General features: G+C 71.5%; 15 protein-coding genes. 8 read left to right on the forward strand and 7 right to left on the reverse strand.

Annotation, left to right across the window (positions count from 1 at the left end; all coding sequences use genetic code 11):
- Window positions 1–61 precede the first annotated feature (61 nt).
- Window positions 62–766, reverse strand: coding sequence for a FadR/GntR family transcriptional regulator (locus tag ACFYTE_RS15320; RefSeq protein WP_388709714.1), 705 nt, complete (start codon window positions 764–766; stop codon window positions 62–64).
- A gap of 222 nt (window positions 767–988) precedes the next feature.
- Here ACFYTE_RS15320 and ACFYTE_RS15325 point away from each other — a divergent pair, with 222 nt between their 5' ends.
- Window positions 989–2,227, forward strand: a complete 1,239-nt coding sequence (locus ACFYTE_RS15325) for an aminotransferase class V-fold PLP-dependent enzyme (RefSeq protein ID WP_388709716.1) — start codon at window positions 989–991, stop codon at window positions 2,225–2,227.
- A gap of 74 nt (window positions 2,228–2,301) precedes the next feature.
- On the opposite strand, the gene ACFYTE_RS15330 is transcribed toward ACFYTE_RS15325, so the two are convergent.
- Entirely contained in the window at window positions 2,302–3,489 is a 1,188-nt protein-coding gene (locus ACFYTE_RS15330) for an enolase C-terminal domain-like protein (RefSeq protein WP_388709718.1), read from the reverse strand.
- 215 nt (window positions 3,490–3,704) lie between these two features.
- Here ACFYTE_RS15330 and ACFYTE_RS15335 point away from each other — a divergent pair, with 215 nt between their 5' ends.
- From ACFYTE_RS15335 to ACFYTE_RS15365, 7 genes are all read left to right on the forward strand, one after another.
- Entirely contained in the window at window positions 3,705–4,760 is a 1,056-nt protein-coding gene (locus ACFYTE_RS15335; RefSeq protein WP_388709720.1) for a zinc-binding dehydrogenase, read from the forward strand.
- A gap of 6 nt (window positions 4,761–4,766) precedes the next feature.
- Window positions 4,767–5,558, forward strand: coding sequence for an SDR family oxidoreductase (locus ACFYTE_RS15340; protein WP_388709722.1), 792 nt, complete (start codon window positions 4,767–4,769; stop codon window positions 5,556–5,558).
- A gap of 2 nt (window positions 5,559–5,560) precedes the next feature.
- Complete coding sequence (locus tag ACFYTE_RS15345) at window positions 5,561–6,571, forward strand: 2-hydroxyacid dehydrogenase (RefSeq protein WP_388709724.1); 1,011 nt, start codon at window positions 5,561–5,563, stop codon at window positions 6,569–6,571.
- A complete protein-coding gene (locus ACFYTE_RS15350; RefSeq protein ID WP_388709726.1) occupies window positions 6,568–7,563 on the forward strand; it encodes a sugar kinase in 996 nt (331 codons plus the stop codon). Before ACFYTE_RS15345 ends, ACFYTE_RS15350 begins: the two co-directional genes overlap by 4 nt.
- Window positions 7,564–7,575: 12 nt before the next feature.
- Window positions 7,576–8,328, forward strand: coding sequence for an IclR family transcriptional regulator (locus ACFYTE_RS15355; protein ID WP_388709728.1), 753 nt, complete (start codon window positions 7,576–7,578; stop codon window positions 8,326–8,328).
- Entirely contained in the window at window positions 8,325–8,948 is a 624-nt protein-coding gene (locus ACFYTE_RS15360; protein WP_388709730.1) for a bifunctional 4-hydroxy-2-oxoglutarate aldolase/2-dehydro-3-deoxy-phosphogluconate aldolase, read from the forward strand. The genes ACFYTE_RS15355 and ACFYTE_RS15360 overlap by 4 nt, the downstream gene beginning before the upstream one ends.
- A 375-nt stretch (window positions 8,949–9,323) precedes the next feature.
- Window positions 9,324–10,700, forward strand: coding sequence for an MFS transporter (locus ACFYTE_RS15365; RefSeq protein ID WP_388709732.1), 1,377 nt, complete (start codon window positions 9,324–9,326; stop codon window positions 10,698–10,700).
- Window positions 10,701–10,775: 75 nt separating this feature from the next.
- Here the strand turns inward: ACFYTE_RS15365 and ACFYTE_RS15370 are convergent, their stop codons facing one another.
- From ACFYTE_RS15370 to ACFYTE_RS15390, 5 genes are read right to left on the reverse strand one after another with little or no spacing between them, the layout of a single operon-like run.
- Window positions 10,776–12,005 (reverse strand): glycosyltransferase, encoded by a 1,230-nt coding sequence (locus ACFYTE_RS15370; protein ID WP_388709734.1) that lies wholly within the window; start codon window positions 12,003–12,005, stop codon window positions 10,776–10,778.
- The gene (locus ACFYTE_RS15375) at window positions 12,006–12,812 is read right to left on the reverse strand and encodes an alpha/beta fold hydrolase (protein ID WP_388709736.1); all 807 of its coding nucleotides are present in this window, start codon (window positions 12,810–12,812) and stop codon (window positions 12,006–12,008) included.
- Complete coding sequence (locus tag ACFYTE_RS15380) at window positions 12,809–13,150, reverse strand: acyl carrier protein (RefSeq protein ID WP_388709738.1); 342 nt, start codon at window positions 13,148–13,150, stop codon at window positions 12,809–12,811. The genes ACFYTE_RS15375 and ACFYTE_RS15380 overlap by 4 nt, the downstream gene beginning before the upstream one ends.
- Window positions 13,140–17,654 carry a beta-ketoacyl synthase N-terminal-like domain-containing protein gene (locus tag ACFYTE_RS15385; protein ID WP_388709740.1) on the reverse strand — a complete coding sequence of 1,505 codons (4,515 nt, stop codon included), beginning with the start codon at window positions 17,652–17,654 and terminating at the stop codon, window positions 13,140–13,142. The genes ACFYTE_RS15380 and ACFYTE_RS15385 overlap by 11 nt, the downstream gene beginning before the upstream one ends.
- A gap of 8 nt (window positions 17,655–17,662) precedes the next feature.
- Window positions 17,663–24,469 carry an SDR family oxidoreductase gene (locus ACFYTE_RS15390; RefSeq protein ID WP_388709742.1) on the reverse strand — a complete coding sequence of 2,269 codons (6,807 nt, stop codon included), beginning with the start codon at window positions 24,467–24,469 and terminating at the stop codon, window positions 17,663–17,665.
- Between the last annotated feature and the right edge of the window lie 455 nt (window positions 24,470–24,924).

Consider the following 24,924-nt stretch of genomic DNA (forward strand, 5'->3'; position numbering starts at 1 on the left):
CGGCCGCCCGGGTCCCGCTGCCCGGCGGACCGGCGAGCCGGTAGCGGGGCGCGGTGCCGCGCTACCCAGCGGTCGATGCGCGATCGGTCAGTGGTGGCCGGCAGGCTTCCAGCCACCGCGCCGAGCAGGCGATATGAGCGGCGGCTGCGGCGGCGGCAGCGGCCGGGTCACGTTGGGTGAGTGCGTCGGCGATGGCACGGTGGCCCGCGTCGCTCTCACGTTTCATCGCCGGCCCTTCCGGAAGCAGATACACCTGGTAGGCGCGCGAACGATCGCTGAGGACCGCCAGCAGTGACTCGATGGAGGGGTTGCCCGCGATACGGGCGATCTCGGCGTGGAACCGGTGATTGAGTTCGCTTCCCTCGTCCGGATCGTCCGTGGCCTGAAGCGCCTCCATGGTCGCGATGAGTGCCTTCAGCTCTTCGGGGGTGATCCTCGCCGCCGCCTGCGCCGCGACATGGGCCTCCAGGACGCGCCGGGCCTCGAACAGTTCCAGAACGCCGTCCAACGGCAGCAGTTCGACCGTCAGCGACAGGCTGCCGATCATGTCGGCGGGCCGCAAGTGCGAGACGAACGTACCCGATCCGTGCCGGGACTCGACGACACCGAGCGCGGCAAGCATGCGTACGGCCTCACGCAGGGAGCCGCGCGAGACACCTAGCTCCTCACACAGCTCGCCCTCCGGCGGAAGGCGGTCCCCGGCACCGAGGCGGCCACTGGAGACCATGCGCCGTAGGCCATGGACCGCCTTGTCGAGTGCGGACATCCCATCCTCCCTCATGCCTCGGCGGCACCGCCGACACCCGCGCCTACCCTACCGTCGAAACGCACGCATTGTCCGACCTCTTCGCAATACGCCGAGGAGTCATCAGACAATTTGCTCGTGGAACCTCGTGAAATCTTGTATTTCTCGCGGCTTCCATGCCAGCATGCCGCAATACATCAGACCTCTTTCGATCCATGTCCGATGACATGCGCCTGGAGCGACGTGAGCAAGTCCCCTCTCATCACCGCGCCCCCTCCCCTTCTGCTCAAGGACGGCAGGCCCGCGGCGACCGCCTGGTCTCTGGACCGGCAGGTCAGACACCTCAACCACGGGTCGTTCGGAGCCGTGCCGATCGCGGCCCAGAACGTGCAGGACGACCTGCGCAGGGAGATGGACGGCAATCCCGGCACCTGGTTCCCGCACCTCGCCGCGCGGGTCGCCGAGGCCCGCGTCGCCATCGCCGAGTTCCTGCGGGTTGCGGCCGCGGACCTGGCGCTGGTGCCGAACGCGAGCGGCGGCGCGAGTGCCGTCTACCACAGCGTGCCCACCCGGCCCGGCGGGGAGATCCTGGTCACCGATCACGGCTACGGCGCCGTGAGCATGGGCGCCGAGCGGCTGGCCCGCCGCTGGGGCGGCAGGGTGCGGACGGTTCACGTGCCGCTCGCTGCCGGCGAGGACGATGCCTACGAGGCCGTGATGAGCCAGGCCGGCGATCGGACGGGGCTGATCGTGGTGGACCACATCACCTCCGCCACGGCCCGCCGTATGCCGGTGGAGCGGATCGGGGCCGAGGCACGGCGCCGAGGCATCCCGCTCCTGGTCGACGGGGCACATGTGCCCGGTCTGCTGGAGGACCCGCTGCGCGGCCTGGACTGCGACTTCTGGATCGGCAACATCCACAAGTTCGGCTGTGCTCCGCGCGGTTCATCGGTGCTGGTGGCCCGCACGCCCTTGCGCGACGAGCTGTACCCGCTGATCGACTCCTGGGGTGCCGAGGAGCCGTTTCCCGAGCGGTTCGACACCCAGGGCACCCTGGACGCCACGAGCTACCTCGCGACACCCGCGGCGCTGCACTTCATCGAGGACACCTGGGGCTGGCGGACCGCGCGCACATATATGCGCGAACTCGCCGACTACGCGGAGCACGTCGTCGGCGCCGCGCTCGCCGAACTGACCGGCCAGGAGGAGCCGGTGGACGTCGGCATGCCGGTCGATGCGATGCGGCTGATCCGGCTGCCGGACGGCCTCGCCACCACCCGTCTTCAGGCCGACGGGCTACGCGACCGGGTCGCCCGCGAACTGGGCGTCGCGGCGGCTTTCACCAGTTTTGCCGGCGTCGGCTACCTCCGGCTGTCCACCCACGTGTACAACACCGCCGCCGATTACGAGTACTTCGCCGAGCACTGTGTCCCCGTGCTGGGCCGGTGGTCCCGCACGGCGACCGGTCGAGAAAAGCGCTGACCGCACTGATCTCTTCTTACCCACGGACGCCCCGGGTGAGTTGCCCGGGGCGCCTGCCGGCTCGTCAGAGATGATCACTCCTGCCAGTCGGCCAGCTCCGGCAGGGCTTCCGCGTTGATCCTCAGGCCGACACCTGGGGCCGTGGGCAATTCGGGCGTGCCGTTGCGGACTTCGCTCTCACCGAGGAAGAGGGCGTCGACGCGCTCCCCGGCCCCCCAGTACGACGGGTTGGTGAGGTGCTCGATCCAGCCGCAGTTGGGCTGGGAGAGCACCACGTGCAAAGTGGCCGCCGAGTACACGTGGGGAATGACCTCGATGTTCGCCCCGGAAGCCAGCTGACAGACCCGGCTCAGTTCGGTGATGCCCCCGACGCGGTGCACGTCCGGCTGGAGGACGTCGGCCGCGCCCGCGTCCAGGAGTTGCTGGAAGCCGTGCCGGGTGAACTCGTGCTCGCCCGTCGCAATCGGCACCAGGCCGAGGTCGCGCAGCATCGCATGGCCGGAGATGTCATCGGGAATGAGGGGTTCTTCCACCCAGCGCAGCCCGAGGCCGGCCATCCCGCGCACCATTGCCGTGGCGAACGGCCGGTCCCATCCCATGTAGGCGTCGCTCATCAGCTCGATGTGGTCGTCGAGTTCGTCCCGGATCGCTTCGATGTAGCGCAGGTTGGCGAGCAGTCCGGTGCGTCCGTCGGCGGGCCCGTAGGGGAAGTTGGCCTTGACGCCGGTGTATCCGCGCTCGGCGTAGTCGCGTGCCATGCGGCGCACTTCGCGCAGGTCGTCGTCGGGCTGCACCTTGCTGGCGTAGGCACGGACCGGCTTTCCGGAGGGCCCGCCCAGGAGCTGGTACACGGGCCGGCCCGCCGACTTGCCGAGTGCGTCCCAGACGGCGATGTCGATGGCGCTCATGGCCTCGATGGCGGCGCCTTTGCGGCCGTAGACGATCGAGGAGCGGTACATCTGCTCCCAGATCTGCTCGGTGGCATGGGCGTCCAGGCCGGTGGCGATCCGGCCCAGGTGGGCGTTGACCATCAAGGTGGCGGCTCCGATGCCGTCCTCGGAGTAGCCGAGCCCGGTGGTGCCGTCCGCCAGTGTGACACGGACGACGACCACACCCTGCGGCCATGTGTACCAGGACCAGCCGTCGCCCCGGCGGGGGAACTCGTTCATCGGGCTCGGCCCGCGGACGCTCTTCTGCTGCTGCCAGAAGTTCCCCCACATCGAGCGGGGGACATGGCGCGCTTCGACGCTGACGATCTCCATGTGGAACCTCGTTGCTAGGTGGCTGGTGCTGGTGGTGCGAGGCGGGCCGCCGATGCGGGCATGAGCCGGATTCACGGGGCCGGGCCGTTGACATGGTAAGCAGAAGCCACCTAGTTTTTGCATATGCTGCGACAGCGTTGCAAATATTGCAACAAGATCACCGAATGGGAGTTCACCAGAACCGGTCGCGGCAGGCACCGAGAAGGCGGTTGGCAGTGAACACACAGACCATGCAGGCCATCAGATGGACCGGACCCGGCGAACTGGCACTGGACACCGTCCGCGTACCCTCGCCCGAGCCGGGCTGGGTGCTGGTCAAGGTGAACCGGGTCGGTATCTGCGGTTCGGACCTCGCCATCTGGCACGGCGAGCACGCCCGCGCCCAGCCCGGAGTCATCATCGGCCACGAGTTCGCCGGCGTCGTCGCCGACGCCCCGGGCAGCACCGCACTCGCCGTCGGCACACATGTCGCCATCCGCCCGCTCATCGCCTGCCACGACCGGGGCACCACACCACCGTGCCGACCGTGTGCCTCCGGGAATTCCCATGTCTGCGCCCGGCTCGGCCTCTACGGCGTCGACGAACCGGGCGGCCTGGCCCAGTACGTCCAGGTGCGCGCGGATGCCGCCCATCCCGTGCACAGCAATGTGCCCGACGACCTCGCCGTGCTGGCCGAACCGCTCGCCGTCGCCGTTCACGCTGTCATCCGTTCCGGCCTGCGGCCCGGCGACACCGTCGCGGTCTTCGGTGCCGGACCGATCGGGCTGCTCACGGCGCTGGTCGCCAGGCACCGCGGAGCCCACCAGGTCGTCCTCGTGGAACCCAACGCATGGCGTCGGCGCACCGCTGAGCAGCGCGGCTTCACCGTGCTGCCGGCGGGACCCGAAGCACCCCGGCAGGTGAGGGGGTTGACCGGCGGTGACGGCGCCGACATCGTCTTCGACTCCGCCGGCCACAGTTCGGTCGCCCTCCAGGTCACCGATGCGGCGCGGATCCAGGGCACCGTCGTCGTCGCCGGAGTCCACAAGCGGCCACCGGCCGTCGACCTGCGCGGCATCAACTTCGCCGAACAGCGCCTGATCGGCACCCGCGTCTACGCACGCGAGGACTTCCTGGCCGCCATCGCCCTGCTGGAGAAGGACGAACTCGGGCTGTCGGCCCTGCCCACGACGACCTTCCCGCTCTCCCGGAGCGAAGCGGCCTTCGAGGCCGCAGGTCAGGGCGAAGGAAGCGTCAAGATTCTCATCGACCCGAACCACGACGGAAGCTGATCCCCCATGCCCGCACCCGCCCCTTCCGCCGCCACCCGCGCACCGGGCGCCTGGATCGTAGGAGCCTCCAGCGGGATCGGCCGCGCCACGGCCGAACGCCTGGCCCGCGACGGATACGTCGTCGCCGTCTCCGGGCGCCGCACAGCACTCCTCGACGAGGTGGTCGAAGGCATCACGGCCCAGGGCGGCCGAGCGCACACCGTCCCCGTCGACGTCACCGACGCAGCCTCCGTCGAGGCCGCCCATGCCCGCGTCACCGCCGCGCTCGACGGCCCTCTCGAACTCCTGGTCTGCTCCGCCGGAACCAACGTCCGCAACCGGTGGTGGTCCGACCTCACTCCCGCCGGCTTCGACCAGGTCGTGGACACCAACCTCAACGCGGTCACCCGCTGTGTCCTCACGGTGCTCCCCGGCTTCCGGCGAGCGGGCTTCGGGCAGGTCGTCGTCGTCTCGTCCTGGGCCGGATGGCAGTACATGTCCGCCGCCGGAGCCGCCTACGGGTCCAGCAAGACCGCCCTCGGTGCCCTCGTGCAGACCCTCAACGACCAGGAAGGACGCTCCGGCATCCGGGCCACCCACCTGTGCCCGGGCGAGGTCGTCACCGACATCCTGCGCACCCGGCCCGTCCCCCCGCCCGAGGACGAGATGGCGCGCATGCTGGACCCCGGCGATGTCGCCGAAGCGGTCAGCTGGCTGGCCGGCCTGCGCGCCAAGGTGTGTGTCAACGAACTCGTCCTCACCCCCGTGCACAACCGCATGTACGTCGACACCAGTGCCTACCCTCCCCAGGAGGCCTGAGCATGACCGCCCATCTGACGGCCGTGGTCACCGACGACAATGTCTGGCCCTGGCTGCGTGACGACACCACGCTGACGGACCACGGCGTTGACATGTGCTTCGTCCCGCTGGCCGATGCCGAGCGACTGAGCCGCCGACTGGCCACCGCCGACGCCTGCGTCAGCGTCTTCTTCCCGGCAGACCTGGCTCGGAGCGCCGGCCGACTGCGGCTGCTCCAGGTCACCGCGGCCGGCACCGATCACATCGCCTGGCCGCATCTGCCCGCCACCGTCACCGTCGCCAACTCCTTCGGCCACGGACGCTCCGTCGCCGAACACGTCCTGATGACGCTGCTCGCCGGCCGCCGAGACCTGTTGTGGCGCGATGCGCGGCTGCGTCAGGGGCACCGGCACACCCGGCTGGTCGACCCGCATGCGCCGTCGTTCCGCAACCTTCCCGGCGCCACCGTCGGCGTCGTGGGAGCCGGCCACATAGGGCGGTCCATCGCGCAGCTGTGCGCGGCGGTCGGTATGCGTCCCATCGGAATCCGGCGCTCGGCCGCGCAACGCAGCACCGACGACCCGGACTTCGGCTGGGTGGACGGGCCGCACGCCCTGCATGAACTCCTGCGAGAGGCCGACGTTCTGGTACTGGCCTGTCCCCTGGACGACTCGACGCGCCATATGATCGGCGCCCCCGAACTCGACCTCCTCGGCCCCGACGGCGTCCTGGTCAACGTCGGCCGCGGAGCACTGGTCCAGGAGCAGAGCCTCTACGACGCGCTGAGCAGCCGGCGCCTGAGAGCGGCAGCGCTCGACGTATGGACGACACCGGCCGACGCTCGTCCCACCCCCGCCTCACCCCTGCCCTTCCATGAACTCACCAACGTGATCATGACACCGCACTTCTCCGCCACCGCCGAGGACACCTACCGCGACCGGGCCGTGGACGTCGCGGACAACCTCAACCGCCTGGCCGCGCGGCTGCCGCTGCGCAACGTGGTCCGCACGGGAGGAACGGGGACCCACGGATGAACCGCACCCACCAGATCGCCACCGATGTCCTCACCATCGGCGAGACCATGGTGATGGTCACCCCGCAGGAAGGCGGCCGTCTCGACGCAGAGTCCAGCTTCGTCCTGCGGCCCGGCGGCGCCGAATCCAATGTCGCCGCGCTCCTGGCCGAACTGGGCCACCGCACGCACTGGGCCGGCGCGCTGGGCGCCGACCGGCTGGGCGACATCGTCATCAGCGTGCTGTCCGGACACAAAGTGGACACATCGCTCGTACGCCGTGACCCCGACCGGCCCACCGCCGTCTACTTCAAGGACCCCACACCGCACGGCACGCAAGTCGCCTACTACCGCAACGGCTCGGCGGCCGCCGGCATGACCATCGCCGACTCCGCGGCCTGGTACCGGGTGAACCCGCGTCTCGTGCATCTGTCCGGAGTGCTGCCCGCACTGTCCCCGACCTGCGCAGAACTCACTCGCCGGATCGTGATCGACCGTCCCTGGGGGGACGTCCCGATCAGCTTCGACGTCAACCACCGACCGGTGTTGTGGGAGCGTGCGAGCGAGGCCGCGGAGCCCCGTGAGCAGGCCGCCGAGACACTGCTCGGTCTCGCCCAGCACAGCGACGTCGTCTTCGTCGGACGTGACGAGGCTGCCGCGCTCTGGGGGACCACCGACGCGGAGAGCGTACGGGCCCTGATCGACAAGCCGGCGCATCTCGTCGTGAAGGACGCCGCCGTCGAGGCGGTTTCCTTCACCGGGACCAGCACCGCCCGGGTGCCCTCCCGGCGGGTCGACGTCGTCGACCCCGTCGGGGCCGGGGACGCCTTCGCCGCCGGCTGGCTGAGTGGATGGCTGAGCGGGCGGCATGAACCCCTGCGTCTGCGGCTCGGACATTACGCCGCCGCACAGGTCCTCGCCTCCACGTCCGATCTGGCGCCGCTCCCACCAGCGCAGGAAGTGATCGCCTTGCTGGAGGATGAGGCCGACCGCGTATCCCAGGACAGCAATTAAGGACTTGCATCCATGTCGCAAACAGTCGCCCGCGCCATCGACATCATCGGCTTCGTCTCCCGGCAGCCGCGCTCCCTCAACGAGGTGGCCGAACATGTCGGTGTGCACAAGTCGACGGCTCTGCGGCTCCTGCAGACCCTGGAGGAGGCAGGATTCGTCCGCAAGGACGCCGGCGGCCACTACGCGATGGGCTTCCAGCTGATCGCGTACGGTCAGCTCGCTCTCGACCAGGTCGAGGCCCGGTCGCTCGCCCACCCCGTGCTGCAGGAGCTGGCCGACCGCCACGGCCACACCGTCCACCTCGGCGAACTCGTCGGCGACCGCATCATCTACGTCGACAAGATCGACGGCAGGGGCAGCGTCGCCATGGGCTCCCGCATCGGCCTTCAGGCACAGATCCACACGGCGGCCGTGGCCAAGGTGATCACCGCCTACCAGGATCCGGCGACCCGAGAACGCATCCTCGGCCAGGCCACGTTCGAACGCTTCACCGACACCACGCACACCAGCCGTGAGTCCCTCGACGAGGATCTGCGCCAGACCCGCGACCGCGGCTGGGCAGAGGACGCCGGCGAACACGAGGGCTACATCAACTGCATCGCCGTTCCCGTCTTCGACGCCCGTGGAAAGGCCACCCACGGCATCTCCGTCACCGCGCTGTCCGCCGTCGCTCCGCTCGCCGAACTCCGCGCCCATCTCGACGAATTCCGCAAGGCCGCCGGACAGATCAGCTCCAAACTGGGCTGGAAAGGAAACACTCCATGACCGCCGCCCACCGCAGTGACACCTTCTTCGCCCACCACCTGGCCGCGACGCCCGTCATCGGCATATTCCGCGGCCAGGATCCCACCACCACCGTAGAACTGTGCCACCGCGCCTGGGATTTCGGCGTGGACCTCGTCGAGATCCCCGTCCAGTCCCCTGCCGCCCTGCCGTCGCTGCGGGCAGCGGTCGAAGCCGCCCGCGCCCGCGGCAAGCACGTCGGAGCCGGTACGGTCACCAGCGCCGAACGGGTGCGGGCGGTCGTGGACATCGGTGCGGCCTTCACCGTGGCCCCGGGCCTGCACCCCGAAGTCATCGAAGCCTCGGCGCAGGCCGGCCTTCCCCATCTGCCGGGCGTCGCCACCGCCACCGACATCGCGGCCGCTCTGGCCATGGGCCACACCTGGCTCAAGGCGTTCCCCGCCCGGCAGCTCGGATCGGACTGGATCACCGCTCAGCTCGCGCCCTTCCCCGACGCCCGCTTCGTCGCCACCGGCGGAATCAGCGCCGACAACGCCGCTGCATTCCTGTCGGCCGGATGCGCCGCCGTCGCCGTGGGCTCGGCACTGGCCGACCCCGCCGCCCTGCCTCAGCTGCGAAAGGCGGTGAGCCCCGTGCGCTGAGACCCCGTACCACAGCATCCGCTCCGCTCGTCACACACCATGCCTGCACGCGTGCAGGCCCTGCTCCCGGGCCGCGGACACCACCGCCTCGCCCCGGTCGGGTCACGCCCGAGGCGGTCCGACCGCAGCACACCTCATCACCGGGCCCATCCCCTGCGCCCGGCGGCGGAACAACAGCCGCTTCACGCCCCGCCCGTCCGCTCCCGCCGGCATGGGCGCGCCGGCCCGCCACACGTGTGCCGGGCCGCTCCGCCGACACCACTCCGCCGTTCCGGAACACCCCCCGGTACGCGTCCCCGAGCCGCACACCCGTACAGCGGCGTCGCACTGCACTTCAACGACGAAATCCGCAAGGCGATCCTGAAGAGAGTCCCCATGGCACACACACCCTCCTCACCCGAAGTCGACCCCAAGGCCATCAGACGCGTCGTCGTGGCAAGCTCCATCGGCACCGTCATCGAGTGGTACGACTTCGCCCTGTACGGCGTGGCGTCCGCGCTGGTCTTCGGACCGCTGTTCTTCCCCAGCCAAAGCTCGGTGGCCGGCACCCTGGCATCGTTCGCCGTGTTCGCCGTGGCGTTCTTCGTCCGGCCCCTCGGCGGTCTCATCGCCGCGCACGTCGGTGACCGTGTCGGACGCAAGCCCGTCCTGGTCTTCACCATCACCCTCATGGGAGCGGCCACCGTGGCGGTCGGCCTGCTACCCACCTACCAGACCGTGGGAGCCTGGGCTCCGGTCCTGCTGCTGATCACCCGTATCCTCCAGGGCCTGGGCGCGGGCGCGGAGTTCGCCGGAGCCGTCACCACCGTCGCCGAGTACGCGCCGGCCCGGCAGCGCGGCTTCTACACCTCCTTCGCCCAGGCCTCGGTCGGCGCCGCGTTCGTGCTCTCCACCGGTTTCTTCTCGATCCTGGCCACCATCCCCGAGGACGTCCTCCTCGGCTGGGCCTGGCGCATCCCCTTCCTGGCCAGCATCGTCATCTTCGCCGTGGCCCTGTTCATCCGGCGCCGCATCGAGGAGACACCGGACTTCGTGGAGGCCAGGAAGTCCATCCAGGACCAGGCGGGGAAGGCGTCACCGCCCCGCAAGATCCCCGTCGTGCAGGCACTGCGGGAACGCCCCCGGCACCTCGTGGTCGGTCTGCTGTGCGGTTCCGGTCTGAACGTGGCGGGCTACCTCATCAACACGTTCTCGCTCAGCTATCTCAAGAGCACCCTGGGTGTCTCCGCGACGGTGGCCACCGTCGGCGTGGTGGTCGCCCTGGGCAGCAGCGTCTTCACCGTGCCCCTGTTCGGCCGGCTCTCGGACCGGGTCGGGCGGATGCCGGTCCTCGCCGGGGGCGCCCTCTTCACCGCGCTGTACATTCCGCCGTACTTCCTTCTGCTGCAAACCGAACAGCCGGTACTCATCGTCATCGCGATGACGGTCGGCTACGGCGTCGGGCAGAGCGCGATGCTCGGCGCGCAATCGGCCTTCCTGTCAGAACTCTTCGAGACGCGTTACCGGTTCACGGCGATCGCCTTCTCCCGCGAGCTGAACGTCATGGTGCTGGGCGGCACAACCCCCTTCATCGCCACCGCGCTCGTGGCGGCGGCCGACGGCCCCTGGCTGGTCGTCGCCTTCGTCGTGGCCTGCCAGGCCCTGACGTTGCTGGCCCTCGTGCTGGCCCGCTCGCCGCGTACCCGGGCCGAGCGGGAGGACTCCGAGGAACTCGGCGACGGCGGCCGTACGAAGCTCATCTCCCGGACCTGACAGGCGCCACCGGCCGGCCCAGGATGTCCCACGCACTCCAGCCGGCAGGGGGTTCCGAAAACACCGGCCGACCCGTCATCGGGTGCCTGATCGCTCCTGCTCCCGGCCGTGGCCGCTGGGCGGTGATTCGGGCCGCGGCAGAAGACCTTCGAGACGGTCGGCCGCGGCCCGGCTTCCGCCCGCCGCCCGGAACGAGCGGCCGATCGCACGCGCCGCGCCGCGATATCCGGCCGTCTCGTCCAGGACCGTGCCGACGGCATCGGCGATCCGCCGCGCGTCGGCACGGCCGAAGCGCAACCGGACGCCCGCGCCCGCCGCGGTGACCTGGCCCGCGACGATGGGCTGGTCGTCCCTGATCGGGGCTACCACCAGGGGGACGCCGTGCCACAGTGCCTCGCAGACGGTGTTGTGCCCGGCGTGACAGACCACGGCGTCCACGCGGGCGAGCAACGGCAGTTGGGGCACGCACGGGAGCAGCAGGATGTTCTCGCCCGCCCCGGTCACGCTCCCGGCGGGGTCGGCGACGACGGCGCGTACCGCGGGCAGGCCCGACAGCGCCTGGACCGCGGCGTTCAGGAACGGCCCGCTCGCGTCCGCGTTGGCGGTGCCCAGGCTGACGAGGACAGTGCGCTCGGCCCCTTCGAGCCATCCCCAGGGAAAGCCGGCCGGCGCCGGACGGTCGGTGACGGACGGGCCCACCAGCCACACGTGCTCGGGCAGTTTGACCGGGCCGAGCAGGGCGCCGGTCGTGTAGGCGAGGACGCCGTGCGGGGACATCCTCGGGTCGGCCGTGCCCTTCCCGTCCGCGATCCGGCCGCGCAGCGCCTCAAGGAGTCCGTCCAGCCAGGCCGCCACCTTGGGCATGCCCGCGAGCGGGTCGACCAGTTCGGCCGAGGTGGTCGCGGAGGTGACCCAGGTCAGCCCCAGCGACTCGGCGACGATGCCGCCCGCGACGGTCTGCTGGTCGGCGATCACGACGTCCGGACCGAACTCCTCGATGGCCGTCCGTATGCGGGGGGCCATGTGGTCGGCGAGCGGGATCAGGAAGCGCTCCCACAGGAACTGGAAGGCCGCGGGGCCCTTCAGGTCGGCGGTCCGGCCCGCGACCTCCCCGGCGTCGTCGGGCTCCGGTTCGGACGGCACACAGGGAAACACATGTGCGTCCGGTCCGGCCAGGCGGCGTACCAGGTCGGCGGGTCCGGCCCAGGCGATGTCGTGGCCCCGCGCGGCGAGCACGGCCGCGGTGCCGACCGCCGGGTTGACGTGGCCGACCAGCGGCGGCACCACGAAGAGGAACCGGCTCATCTAGCCCGCCTTCACAGGTGTGTGGATGTCGTCCTCAAGCCAGCCCAGAATCAGGTCGGCCGTCTCTTTCGTGCGTTCCACGAGCACCGAGTGCCCCTGGTCGGGCAGGACGACGGTACGGCAGTACGCCAAGGTGGCGGCCAAGTGGGCTGCCTGGCCGCAGAGTTTGGAGTCGGCGCCGTACAGGGCGAAGACGGGGCAGCGGATGTCGGCGAGTTCGTCGCCCAGGACGCGGCTGCGCGGGATGTCCTCGCCCAGCGTGGTGCTGTCCAGGATCCGTCCGGCGAGTTGGAAGGGGCGCGCGTTGCGCTCGGGGTCCTCGGCGAGCCAGGTGCGGACCTCCCTGACCACCAGGCCGCCCTCTTCACCGGTAAGACCCTCGGCCATCTTCTCGGCCCACGACTTCACCGGCGGCTCGGACTCGATCGCGATGACGGACCGGACGCGGTCGGGCCGGGCGGCGGCCAGTCCGTAGGCGATGGCGCCGCCGAAGGAGTTGCCCACGATGTGCGCCGGGCGGACCTCCCCGAGGACGTCGAGGAGTCCGTCGAGGTCCGAGACGAAGTCCTCCAGGCGGTAGCCCGCGGCGGGCCGGCTGGTCCGTCCGTGCCCCCGCAGGTCGTACATGAGGACGTCCATGCCCCGTTCGGCGAAGGCGGGGCCGAGCGAGAAGTAGTAACTCGCCAGGCTGTCGATGAGCAGACCGTGCACCAGCACCACGAGGGGCGGCGGGCCTTCGGCCGGCGGACCGGCCGCGGACAACCGCTGCACGTGGACGTCGAGTTCGCCGACGCGGATCGTCGTCATGTCCGGACCGCCTCGGCGGTGGGTGCGGCGGGCAGGGAGGCCAGGACGTGGCGCACCAGGTCACCCACGGTCAGTGCGATGATCTCCTCAAGCCCGCGGTCCGCGATGAAGGCGGCGAAGTTGACGGTGTCGCCGTAGTGTTCGCGCAGCGCCGTGGAGAGCGTGACCAGGTCGATGCTCTCCATGTCGAGGTCGTCGTGGAACCGGGTGTTCATGGTGATCGCGGCGTCGGTGAACTCGTACTCGCCGAGCACCTCGCGCAGCATGCCGGTCACCTCCTCCAGCACGGTCGGTTCGGTCGGGGCGGGCGCTGCGGCGCCGTGGTCCTCAGCGGTCATCGTCGCTCTCCTCATCGGGGGCGGTCGTCCAGCCGACGACGTACTTCCTCGGGGGCAGTCCTGGCGGGTTGCCGACCGTCCGGTGCTGGACCCGGTAGGTCTCGCCGCCGGTGCGGACGGTCAGTGCCGTGCCGGTGGCGGCGTCGATCTCGAAGTTCTTCGGGGCTCCGGCCAGACCGGTGCCGCGGGCCTTGCCGACGGCCTCCTTGGCGGTCCAGAAGCGGGTGAACCACAGGGCCTCGGGTTCGCCGGTCTCGCGGACGAGTGACGCGAGCAGGTCCCGCTCCCGGGCGCCGAGCGCCACCTCCAGGGTTGCGTCCGGACGCCCGAGGACCTCCTCGATGTCGATGCCACAGGGGCCGCGCCGGGCGATCGCGACCGCGGCCTCTGCCCGGTGCGCGAGGGAGACGTGCAGGTCGGGGAGGGTGCGGCCGTACGCGCCGGTGAGGTACGGGCGGCCGGCGGGGTCGTTGGCGACCCGTAGTTCCGAGGGGAATATCCCGCCGCTTCCGGCGTCCCACAGCCGCCGGCGTACCGCGTCCTTGACCGCGATCCGGCCGAGCAGCCACTGGCGCCGGCCGCGGGGGGCGTGCGCGTCGTAGGCGGTACGTTCCTCGCCTGCCAGCATGTTCCGCATGATCAGCTCGCGGGAGGCCAGGTCGGGCCAGCGTTCATGAACGAGGACCCAGCCGCCGGGCTGCGGCTCGGACAGGGTGTGGTGTTCCGGTTCGCGGTCCACCCGGCGGATCTGCGGATCGTTGTCGAAGCGGCGGTCGCGCCAGCCATGGAACTCGGCCCAGACCCGGCCCCGTCGGACCAGTTGCATGTCGGCTTCGAGTGTGGTGTCGGTGATCGAGACGATGCGGATCAGGCAGTCCAACCGTTCGCCCGGCGCAGGGTGCGCGCCATGGAAGCGGATCTCGCGCACGCCGACGGGGAAGACGGTGGTGCGGGTGGGCAGTTGGGACATGATCCAGTAGCCGAGGAGTTGCCCGACGTTGTCCAGCAGGGCTCCCGGGGCGGGAGGGGTGGTGATGACTCCTCGGACATGTGCGTCGCCGATCGCGGTCAGTTCGGTGACGCCCTGGAAGCGCGGTCCGTGGAACATCCAGCGGCCGGTGTACAGCTCACGGGCCGTCAGGCCGCAGGGCCGTTCCTTGTCCTTGGGAAAGGTCCAGGCGGTGGCGGGCCCGGCGTCGTGGTCCCGGGCGAGTTCGACGGTGGCCCGGGCGTACGGGCCGAGGGTGGCCGCCACCCGGGTCGCACCCGACGGGTGGGCGGGCTGCGGGGTGACGTGGACGGGAATGTCCACGGCGGGGACGGCGGTGATCCACCGGCTGAGCGTCACGTCGTGGACGGCCACCGCGCGCAGCCCGGGTGCCGCCCGCTCGGCGAAGGCCATCAGGTGCCCGATGACGGTGGCACCGGGTACGACGGGCCAGCGGTCCTCTGGAGCGGCCTGCGGCGGTTGCCTGAAGAAGCAGTGGTCGAGCAGATACGGCATGGTGTCGATCGAGACCCGCAGCGAGGTCCGCAGTTCGCCCGGGACGGCCGATGGCGGGCCGGTGGGCGGTCCGGCCGGCCGGGGTACGGGAGCTGACGCGGCAGCGCGAGGGGCGGTGGCTGCCGGGCCGCCGTGACGGCTCGCGGTGAGGACGTCCGCCGCGAACGCCGCAGCGTCGTCGATCAGCGCGGAGAACTCGGCGGCCAGCGGGTTGTCGGTGGCGAGGGCGGCGAGGGCGGAGGGCCGCGCGCCGTCCGCGGCCCGGCGCGGCACGGCCAGGGCGGCACCGACCGCCGTGCGCGTGGGCTTGTCGAGGGAGATCAGCGCGCTGCCGAGGTCGAGCCGGACCGGGCGGTGCGCGATCTTGCGCGCCGCGCTGGGGCGCAGCGCGGCCGTGTCCGGTTCGGCTCCCTCGGCCCACAAGGCGGTGGCCACGCGCAGTAGTTGGGGAAGACCTGAGCGGTGCGGGGAATGGGCGGCGACCACGAGGTGGTCGAGGCCGCGCAGGGTGTCCGCGATCAGCGAGCCGACCTGGCCGGCTCCGAGTTGGACGAAGGCGCGGAACCCGGCCGCGTACATGGCCTCGATCAGCAGGCGGAAGCGGACCGGTTCCAGGAGGTGCCGCACGAACAACTCACGTATGTCCTCCGGTCGCGAGGGGTACTCCCGCACCGTGGTGGCGGACCAGACCGGCAGCCGCGCGGAGTGCAGGGTGAAGGTGTCCGCCGCCTTCCGGATCGGGTCCAGATAGGGCTGGAGCATGGGTGTGTGGAAGCCTGACCGGAACGGCAGGACCTGAGAGATCGCGCCCACGGCGCGGAAGCGCTCGACGAATGCGCCGACCACGGCCGACGGGCCGCAGATCATGGACTGGTGGGGGGCGTTGTCGTGCGAGAGCACGACCTCCCTCTGCCCCCGCAGGGTTTCCATGACGCGATCGGCGGGCGCACCGATCACGGCGAAGGCGAGGCCCGGCACACGCAGCGCGTCCGGATCGAATGCGGCCAGGAAGGCGTCGACCTCCTCCTGGGCGTGGATCCCGGCGACGGTCATGGCGGTCCACTCGCCGAGGCTGTGTCCGGCGAGTGCGTCGGGCACCACGTCCATCCGCTCCAGTGCGGCGTGCAGGAGGCGGCCGAGCTGGAACACGCCCGTACCCTGACGGCCGATGTCACCGACCGTGACATCGGTGCCGGAGAGCGACCACGACAGGCCGAAGCGGCGTGCGACATCCTCGCAGTTGACGTCGAAGTCGGCTTCAAGCCCGGGAAAGACGAAGGCGAGACGGCCACCGGCGTCGCCCAGCAGCGGTTCGGGGACGAACCACAGGTCGTTCCTGCCGCGCCACGGCCGCCCCCGGTCGACCGCCTTGCGGGCCAGCGCCAGTCGTCTGGCCGTCGGGTCCACCACGCCGAGCCGGACCGGGCCGGTGGGCCCGGGACCGGTCACGTCCGGCGCCGCGGCGAGCAGGTCGCCGTCATCGCGGTCCAGCATGCGGGCCAGTTCGGCGGGTGCCGCGGCTGCCAACCGCAGCACCCGTTCGGGCTCGCGCACCACGGCTCGGCCGCCACCGGTGCCGGACACGGCGGCGGCCGAGGCGGACTGTTCCAGGACGACATGCGCGTTGATGCCGCCGAATCCGAAGGCGTTGACCGCGGCACGGCGTACGGGGCCGTGGGTGTCGGTCTCCCACGGAACGGCGGCGGCCACGGTGGTGAAACGGGTGCGGGCGAGCGCCGGGTGTGGGTCGTCGCAGTGCAGGGTCGGCGGGAGGACGCCATGGTGCACGGCGAGCGCGGCCTTGATCAGCCCGGCGATCCCCGCGGCCGGCATGGTGTGGCCGATCATGGACTTCACCGAGCCGATCACGCCTCGGGGAGCGTCGCCCGGCGGGCCGAAGACCGCGGCGATGGTCTCCAGTTCGGCGCTGTCGCCCGCCGGGGTGGCCGTGCCGTGGGCTTCGAGCAGCCCGAGGGAGCCGGGCTCGGCCGGGTCCCGGCCGGCGCCGCGCCACGCTTCGCGGATCGCTTCGGCCTGACCCGCGGAGTCCGGGTTGAACAGACTGCCGGTGCGGCCGTCGCCCGCGACGCCGGTGCCGGTGACGACGGCGTAGATCCGGTCGCCGTCGCGCTCGGCGTCGGCGAGCCGTTTCAGCACCACCACACCGGTGCCCTCGCCGATGAGCACGCCATCGGCGTCCCGGTGGAACGGCCGGATGCGTTCGCTGCGGGACAGGGCACCGAGCTGGGAGAACACGCTCCACAGCGTGATGTCGTGGCAGTGGTGGACTCCCCCGGCCAGGACGACGTCGCACCGGCCCCTCTCCAGCTCGCGGGCCGCCTGGTCGACAGCGATGAGTGAGGAGGCACACGCGGCGTCCACCGTGTAGGCGGGCCCCCGCAGGTCCAGCCGGTTGGCCAGCCGGGAGGCGGCCAGGTTGGGAACGAGGCCGATGGCCGACTCCGGTGCCTCGGGGCCCAGTTGGGAGGTGAAGGCGCGGCGTACCTCCTCAAGGCGTTCTTCAGCGAGGTCCGGCAGGAGGTCCCGCAGCGTGCGCACCAGCTGGCCTGCGGTGCGCACCCGCTGGTCGAGGCGGACCAGGCCGGGGGTGAGATATCCGCCGCGGCCCAGGATCACTCCGGTGCGGCGGCGGTCGGCGAAGAGCCGGTCGGCGCCGCCCGCGTCCTGGACCGCCTGGGACGCCACCCGCAGCACGATCAGTTGGTCGGGCTCGGTGGCCTGTACGGAGGCGGGCATGACGCCGAAGGCCGTGACGTCCACCTCGGCCAGATCGTCGACGAAACCTCCGCGACGGCAATAGACACGGTCGGCACGGCGTCCGGCGTCCGGGGCGTAGTACTCGGCGTCCCAGCGGGCCGCGGGGACCTCGGTGATCGCATCGACGCCGTGGACGAGGTTGTGCCAGTACGTGTCGAGGTCGGGCGCTCCCGGGAAGAGCGCCGCCATGCCGACGATGGCGATCGGGCACGTTCCGGGCATCGCGGCGGTCACCAGCCCGACGCGGTGTAGACGACGGCGGTGCTCTCCCGCGGGCCCCAGGCCAGCTCGCGCAGCAGGCTGATGGCGCCCTCGTCGGGGTCGATGAGGCGGATCCCGCGTGCCGCATAGGTGCGCATCAGTTCCGGGGTGACCATGCCGTTGTTGGTGCCGGTGGGCGCCCACGGGCCCCAGTGGACGGTCAGCCCGCGACGACCGGTCTCCTCGCCCCAGGCGCGGCCGATGGCTTCGAGGGCGTCGTTGGCGGCGGCGTAGTCGCTCTGGCCGCGGTTGCCCGCAGTGGCCGCGATGCTGCCGAACAGCACCGCGAGACGGGGGCCGTTCGGGAGTGAGCCGACGGCGTCGAGCACGGTCCTCGCACCGTCGGCCTTGGTGCTGAAGACCCGGTGGAAGGAGTGCGGGGACTTCTCGGCGAACAGCTTGTCCTCGATCACACCGGCCGCGTAGACGACCGCGTCGAGTCTGCCGTGTTCGGCATGCACGTTCTTCACGGCACGGTGCACGGCCTCGGTGTCGAGCACGTCCACGCAGTGGTAGCGCACGCGGCTGCCCAGCCGGGTGAGTCGGTTGACGGTGTCGCGGACCTCGCGCTCGGCCTGGATCCGTCCGATCTCCTGCTCGATCTGGGCCGGGGCCTTCAGGCCGCCCGCGATGAGTTCGGCGCGCAGTTCGGCGTCGGTGGTGGCGGCCGTTGCGGGGACTTCGTCCGGGGAGGGCGACGGCGTGCGGCCGAAGAGTTCCAGGCGGCAGCGGGCGGCGGCGGCGAGCGCGGCGGCGCACCGTGCGGTGATGCCCCGTGCCCCGCCGACGAGGAGCACCACCGACTCGTGGCCGAGTCCGAGAGCCGCTGCCTCGGCGGCACCGTCGTCGCCGGGCCCGGCTCCTGCGCTGCCCAGGACGGCACGGTCGGTCTCGGTCATCCGCAGCCCGCGGCGGGTGTCTCCCGTACGCAGCACGACCGGGTCACGGTCCGCGGAGGTCAACTCCCCCACGATCGCGTCGGCCGCGGCGGACGGGTCTGTTCCGGCAGGCTGTTCTACGACGCGGACGATGGTCTGCGGGTATTCCCTGGACAGCGAGCGGAACAGCCCGCGCAGTCCCTCGGCGGCGCCGGCGGCCAGCATCCAGCGCGGGCCGGCGGCCAGGGCGGCCTGGTAGAGGGGGACGGCGCCGGGCAGCACCGGCTCGTGGGCCGGGCCGCCGTCCGGGGAGGCGAGGTGGATCAGGCCGTCGAAGCGGACGGCATCGGGTATCCCGGTGGCGGTCACCGCCCAGGCACCACAGGCGTCGAGCCGCTCGGCGACGGCCTGCGCGAGCGCGCCTTCGCCGATCACCAGGAAAGTGCGTCCGGTGAGTTCGGCGGGCTCCAGGACGGCGGGCGCGAGGTCGCACTCTGTCATCACCAGCCGTTGGGGCGCCGTGACGACCGCTTCGGCGTCAGCGGGCGGTGCGGCCGGCTCGACCGCGGCGGGCCCGGCGGCGGCGGGCTGCGCCGGTGAGGTGTCGTCCTGCCGCGCGGCGGCGATCAGTTCGGCGATGCCCGCCGCCGTGCGCGCCCTGGCCAGTTCCTCCATGTCGACGCCGTCGGCGGCGGGCAGGCGGAGCCGTCGAGCGAGCTGCCCGGCGATCTCGGCACGCTTGATGGAGTCGACGCTCAGGTCGGCCTCCAGATCCAGATCGGGTTCGATCATGTCAGCCGGGTAACCGGTTCGTTCGCCGATCACCTCCAGGACGGCCGCCAGGATCGCCTCCGCGGTCAGCTCGGTCGGCGCCGGGTCCGGTGCGGGTTGCGCGGCGGCGGGCTCCGGGTCCGCCGCCTCGACGGGTGCCGCAGGCACGGGGAGCACCGTCGCGGTCGGCTCACCGGACGCGTACCGCGCGGGCACCGGGCCGGGCCGGACACCGGGGTCGGCACCGAGGTAGCCCAGCAGGACGTCGCGCTGAGCGGCCAGCATCTCCCGGCTGGTGCGCAGGAATTCACTGATGAGCGCTTCGCCTCCGGTTCCCACCGCATCGTGGGCAAAGCCGGTGTCGAGCGAGTGTGCATGGTCTTCGTGTCTGCCGGGACGGGTGGTCACCAGGGCCTCCGGGATGCGCTGGGCGGCGTGCAGGGCGGTGGCGGGGATGGCGCCGTCGGCGGTGCGTACGAGGTGGCCGTCGACGGTCCAGCCTGCGCGCCTGCGGCGGGGGGTCCGAGCGGCGTCGACCGCGTCGCGGCCCTGGAACAGCCAACCGGTGCGGACGTCGGCTCCGGCGACGGCGAGTTCGGCGAGCGCGGCGAGGAAACCGGTCAGGCCCGTGCCGCGCCGGGCCTCCAGGGTGACGGTGCGGTGCGGGCGGTCGCCGAGGGTCTCGGTGACCTGCCGGGTCAGCACCGCGCCGGGGCCCGCCTCGACGAAGATCCGGGCCCCTGCCTCGTACATGGCCTCGATCTGCTCGACGAAACGGACCGGCGACCCGATCTGGGCGGCCAGTTCCGCGCGAATCGCCTCGGGGGTGCCGGCGTAGACCGCGGCGGTGCGGTTGGACCACACCGGGACCGACGGCGTCTTCAGCGGCACAGATGCCAGGGTCGCCGCGAAGGTCTCGCCCGCGGCGGCGACCACGTTGCTGTGGAAGGCGCAGGCCACAGGGATCCGTTTCGCCTTCAGTCCCTGCTCGCGCAGTCGCTCGACGGCCGTCTCCACGTCGTCGGTGGGACCGGATATCACCGTCTGGCGGGGTGAGTTGTGGTTGGCGACGACGACGGAATCGGCCGCGCCCGCCTTCTCAAGGGCGGCGCTGACCTGCACTGCCGAGGCGGTGACCGCGGCCATGGTGCCGGGGTCGTCACCGGCGGCGGCCACGACGGAGTCGGCGCGTGCCCTGCTGCACCACAGCAGTTCCTCGGGACCGAGGGCGCCGGCCGCGGCGAGGGCGGCGAGTTCGCCGTAGCTGTGTCCGGCCGTCATCGCCGGGCGGATACCGACCCGGCCGAACAGCTGGTGGGCGGCGAGTGCGGTGATGCCGAGCGCGGGCTGGGCGACGCGGGTGTCGGTGACGCGGTCGGCCTGGGCCTGGCGTCCGGCCTCGTCGAAGCAGGCGGGTGGGAAGAGGGCCGCTGCGGAAGATTCGTCGAGGCGCAGGAACCGCTGGAGTTCCGGAAAGGACACGAACAGGTCGGCGAACATGCCGGGACGCTGGCTGCCCTGCCCGGGGAAGAGGAAGGCGATCTCGCCCGGTTCGGTGCTGTCCGCGAGATGGATGCCGTCGTCGGGGGCGTGATCGCCGACGAGGGCCCGGCGCAGCGCTGCCGTCAACTCCGGTACGGAGGAGGCCAGTACGGCGATATGGGTGGGCAGGCCGCGCACGGCAGCGAGGTCGGCGCGTAGGGAGGCGGCCAGGGCGAGGTCCCGCAGCCGGGGTGGCCGGTGCGCCGTGTGGTCGGCCTCGGCGAGGGCGAGGATCTCCCGGGCGGTCTCGGCGGCGGCCTCTCGGCCGGCGCCGCGGAAGGTGAACAGTTCGACGGGCCACTCGTCGCGGGCGTGGACGGACGGGGCGTCGTCGTCGTGGGCGCGCAGGACGACATGGAAATTGGTGCCACCGAAGCCGAAGGCGCTGACGCCGGCAACGCGTTCGGCGGGCGACACGGGCCAGGGCCTGGCACGGGTGTGGAACGCGAAGGGGCTGGTGTGTTCGTCCCAGGCGGGGTTGGGCTGCCGCAGGTGCAGCGTGGGGGGCCTGACGCCGTGATGCAGCGCGAGCGTCGTCTTGATCAGTCCGGCGAGTCCCGCCGCGCACTTGGTGTGGCCGATCTGGGACTTCACCGAGCCCAGAGCACAGCCGCCGGGGTCTGCCCCGGCCTGGGTGAAGATCTCGGTCAGGGCGCTGAGTTCGGTGCGGTCGCCGACGACGGTACCGGTGCCGTGGGCCTCGACCATGCCGACCTCGGCCGGTGAGATCCCGGCGTTTCGGTAGGCCCGGGTGAGTGCCCTGCGCTGGCCGTCGGCGTTCGGCGCGGTGAGGCCGAGGGCCCGGCCGTCGCTGGAGCTGCCGACGCCCTTGACGACGGCGTAGATCCGGTCGCCGTCCCGTTCGGCGTCGGCGAGCCGCTTGAGGACCACACAGGCCACGCCCTCGCCGAGCGCGATGCCGTCGCCGGAACGGTCGAAGGGCGCGGAACGGCCGGAGGGGGACAGGGCGTGCGCCGAGGCGAAGAGCAGGTAGTCGTTGATGCCGTTGTGCAGGTCGGCCCCGCCGCACAGCACCAGGTCGCTGGTGCCGGCCGTCAGTTCTTTGCAGGCCACGTCGACCGCGGCGAGAGAGGAGGCGCAGGCGGCATCGACCGTATAGTTGGCCCCTCCCAGATCGAGGCGGTTGGCGATCCGCCCGGCGATGACATTGGCGAGGATGCCGGGGAAGGAGTCCTCGGTCAGGTGCGGTAACTGGGCGTCCAGCTCGGGCGGAAGCTGTCCGATGTAGGAAGGCAGGACCGTGCGGAGCGTCATGCCGTTCGAGAGGTCGCTTCCCGCCTCGGCCCCGAAGACCACGGAGGCTCGGTCCCGTTGAAAGGGACGGTCGGCGTAGCCGGCGTCGGCGAGCGCGCGTCGCGCCACGTCGAGGGCCAGCAGCTGGACGGGTTCGATACTCGGCAAGGAGGCGGGCGGGATGCCGTAGTCCAGGGGTTCGAAGGGGATCTCGGGCAGGAAGCCGCCCCAGCGCGAGGGGGTGTGTTCCCCCGCCCCGTTCTCGGCGTAGTAGACGGAGGGGTCCCAGCGGGTGGCGGGCACCTCGGTGACGGCATCGGTGCCGGACAGGACGTTCCCCCAGAAGGACGCCAGATCGGGCGCCTTGGGGAAGACGCAGGCCATCCCGACGATGGCGATGTCCAGCGGCGCGCAGGCGGCGGCCGGCTCGCTCGGTCCGGTGCCGAGGGCAGCCCTGCGTCGGTCGAGGAAGGTCTGCGCGCCGGTGGTGACCGAGGCGTGCAGGGCCGCGACGGTGGTGACCTTCGACCGCAGGACGGCGACTTGCCCGGCCATGAACATGCCCTCGGAGAGCTGCCGGTCCTCGTCGACCTCGCGCAGTTCGTCACCGACACGTTCGATGCCCTTGCTCGCCACCCGCAGTCGGCCGACGTTGAGTTGCTCCAGCCGCTCCCATGCCTCGCGACGGGGTACGTCATCGGCACGCAGCTGCTCCTTGACGGCCGCGAACTCGTCGGTGAAGGGGCTGCGCACACAGCGGGTGGCGTGGCCGGGGGCGGTCTCCAGCAGTTCGGTGCGCTCGGCGTCGATCATCTGCTGCTGGAAGAGCGGCTGGATCGCGCCTGCCGTGACGGCCTCCTCCGTGAAGAGGTAGGCGGTACCCATGAGGACTCCGGTCGCGGCGCCCCGCACGGCCAGGGGGGCGGCCATGGCGGCGACCATGGCCGCGGACCGCTCGTCGTGCACGCCGCCGGCGAACAGCAGTTGGAGTTCGGCCGCGGCGCTCTCACCGGCGGCTGCGAGGAAGTCGTCCACCACGTCGAGCTGCGCCTGCCACAGCGCGAAGCCGGCGCGGGGGCCGACGTGGCCGCCGCACTCGGAGCCTTCGAAGACGAACTTGCGCGCACCCGATTCGAGGTACTGGCGCAGCAACCCGGGCGAAGGCACATGCAGAAAGGTCGAGATGCCGGCCTCTTCGAGCGCCACGGCCTGCGCCGGGCGGCCGCCGGCGATGATGGCGTGCGAGGGACGGATGTCCCGGATGACCTCCAGCTGGGCCTGCTTGACCTCCTCGTCGGCGAAGCCGAGGACGCCGACGCCCCAGGGCGCGCCGCCCAGGGTGTCACGGGTCTCTTCCAGCACCGCGCGGGTCCGCTCCGCGCCGGAAACGGCAAGCGCGATGAACGGCAGGGCGCCCTCGGCTGCCACGGCGGCGGCGAACGCCGCCTGGTCGCTCACCCGGGTCATCGGCCCCTGAGCGACCGGGAGTCGAGTGCCGAGAGCGCGGCTGCCCGTGCTGTCCGGGCCGAGTGCGGGCATGTCGCCGGCGAGCGCGTCACTCACCGCCGCGCGTATGCCGCGTATCGCTGCTCCCAGCGTGCCCCAGCACCGTTGGAAGCGGACCGGCAGGAACGCGTCCTGGCCGATCTCCAGGGGGGCGGCGGCGCCGTCCGGGCCGGGAGCACGTCGCCGCAGCACGCGCAGACCGTCGTCGACCACGGTCTCCGAGCCGTCGAGTCCGCTGAGCGCGCTGGTGATCTCCGCGGGAAGTTCCGCCTCGGCGAGCAGCGCGGTCTGGGTGTCGAGGACCACACCGGCGGCGCCTCCGGCGACCGCTGCCGCCGCGGTGTACGCGCCGATTCCGCCGCAGGCCCATACCGGCAGCCCGTGGGCGTCGTCCGCGAGCAACTGCTGCAGCAGCACGAACGTGCTCAACTCGCCTACTCTGCCGCCGGCTTCATGACCGCGGGCGATCAGGCCGTGCGCCCCGGCCGCCGCGGCGGCTCGCGCCTGCGCGCCAGAGGTCACTTCGGCCAGCACGCGCCGTCCAGGGAAGTCGGCGGCGGCCGCCGTGGCCCCGGCGGCGAGGACCACGGTGTGGACGCAGGCGGGAAGGTCCGGCGCGGGGATGTCGCGCCCTTCGCCCAGCCGTACGCCGAACCCGGAGCGTGACCACTCGGCGGCCAGGCCCAACTGCTCACGGCCGGCCCGGGCATCGCCCGTCAGGTCGAGTACTCCCAGCCCGCCCGCTCGTGCGGCGACCGCGGTGAACCGTGCCGACGCGACACCGAAGGGATGCACTACGAGGACGAGATCTGATGTCGTGGACATGCCATCACCAGGGCCGGCACAGGGCGTGTGCATGAAAACACTCCAGACGACGAGGAGGCGCGAAATCCACTATCCAGAAACGACGCCAGTCACTCTCTTCACCGAGCGCACGAAGGCGCCCCGGGGTCTGACCCGACCCCGGGAAGAGGAGCGAGCTGCCGCGAATCAAGCGCCTCAGAAGGGTGGGGGGTAAGGCGTTCGAGGGCGGGCAGCGGCGATCGTACTACGGAGTACAACAATCCTCTCGGCCTTCCCGGTTACAACTTGACATCGACGGATCGCGCGATCCACATGAATAAGCATTCATCATTCACCCATTCAAACTCCCTGCAACACGCGGGATAACCGCTTGACGCCTGGCGCACCATAGATGCGGGCACCACATGAATACCGTCACCCCTGGCTGGCACACCCATACCGATGAAGGCGTCAGCGGCGTAACCATTCGCTTGACG

The organism is Streptomyces sp. NPDC004629, assembly GCF_042873595.1.
Taxonomy (GTDB): Bacteria; Actinomycetota; Actinomycetes; order Streptomycetales; family Streptomycetaceae; genus Streptomyces.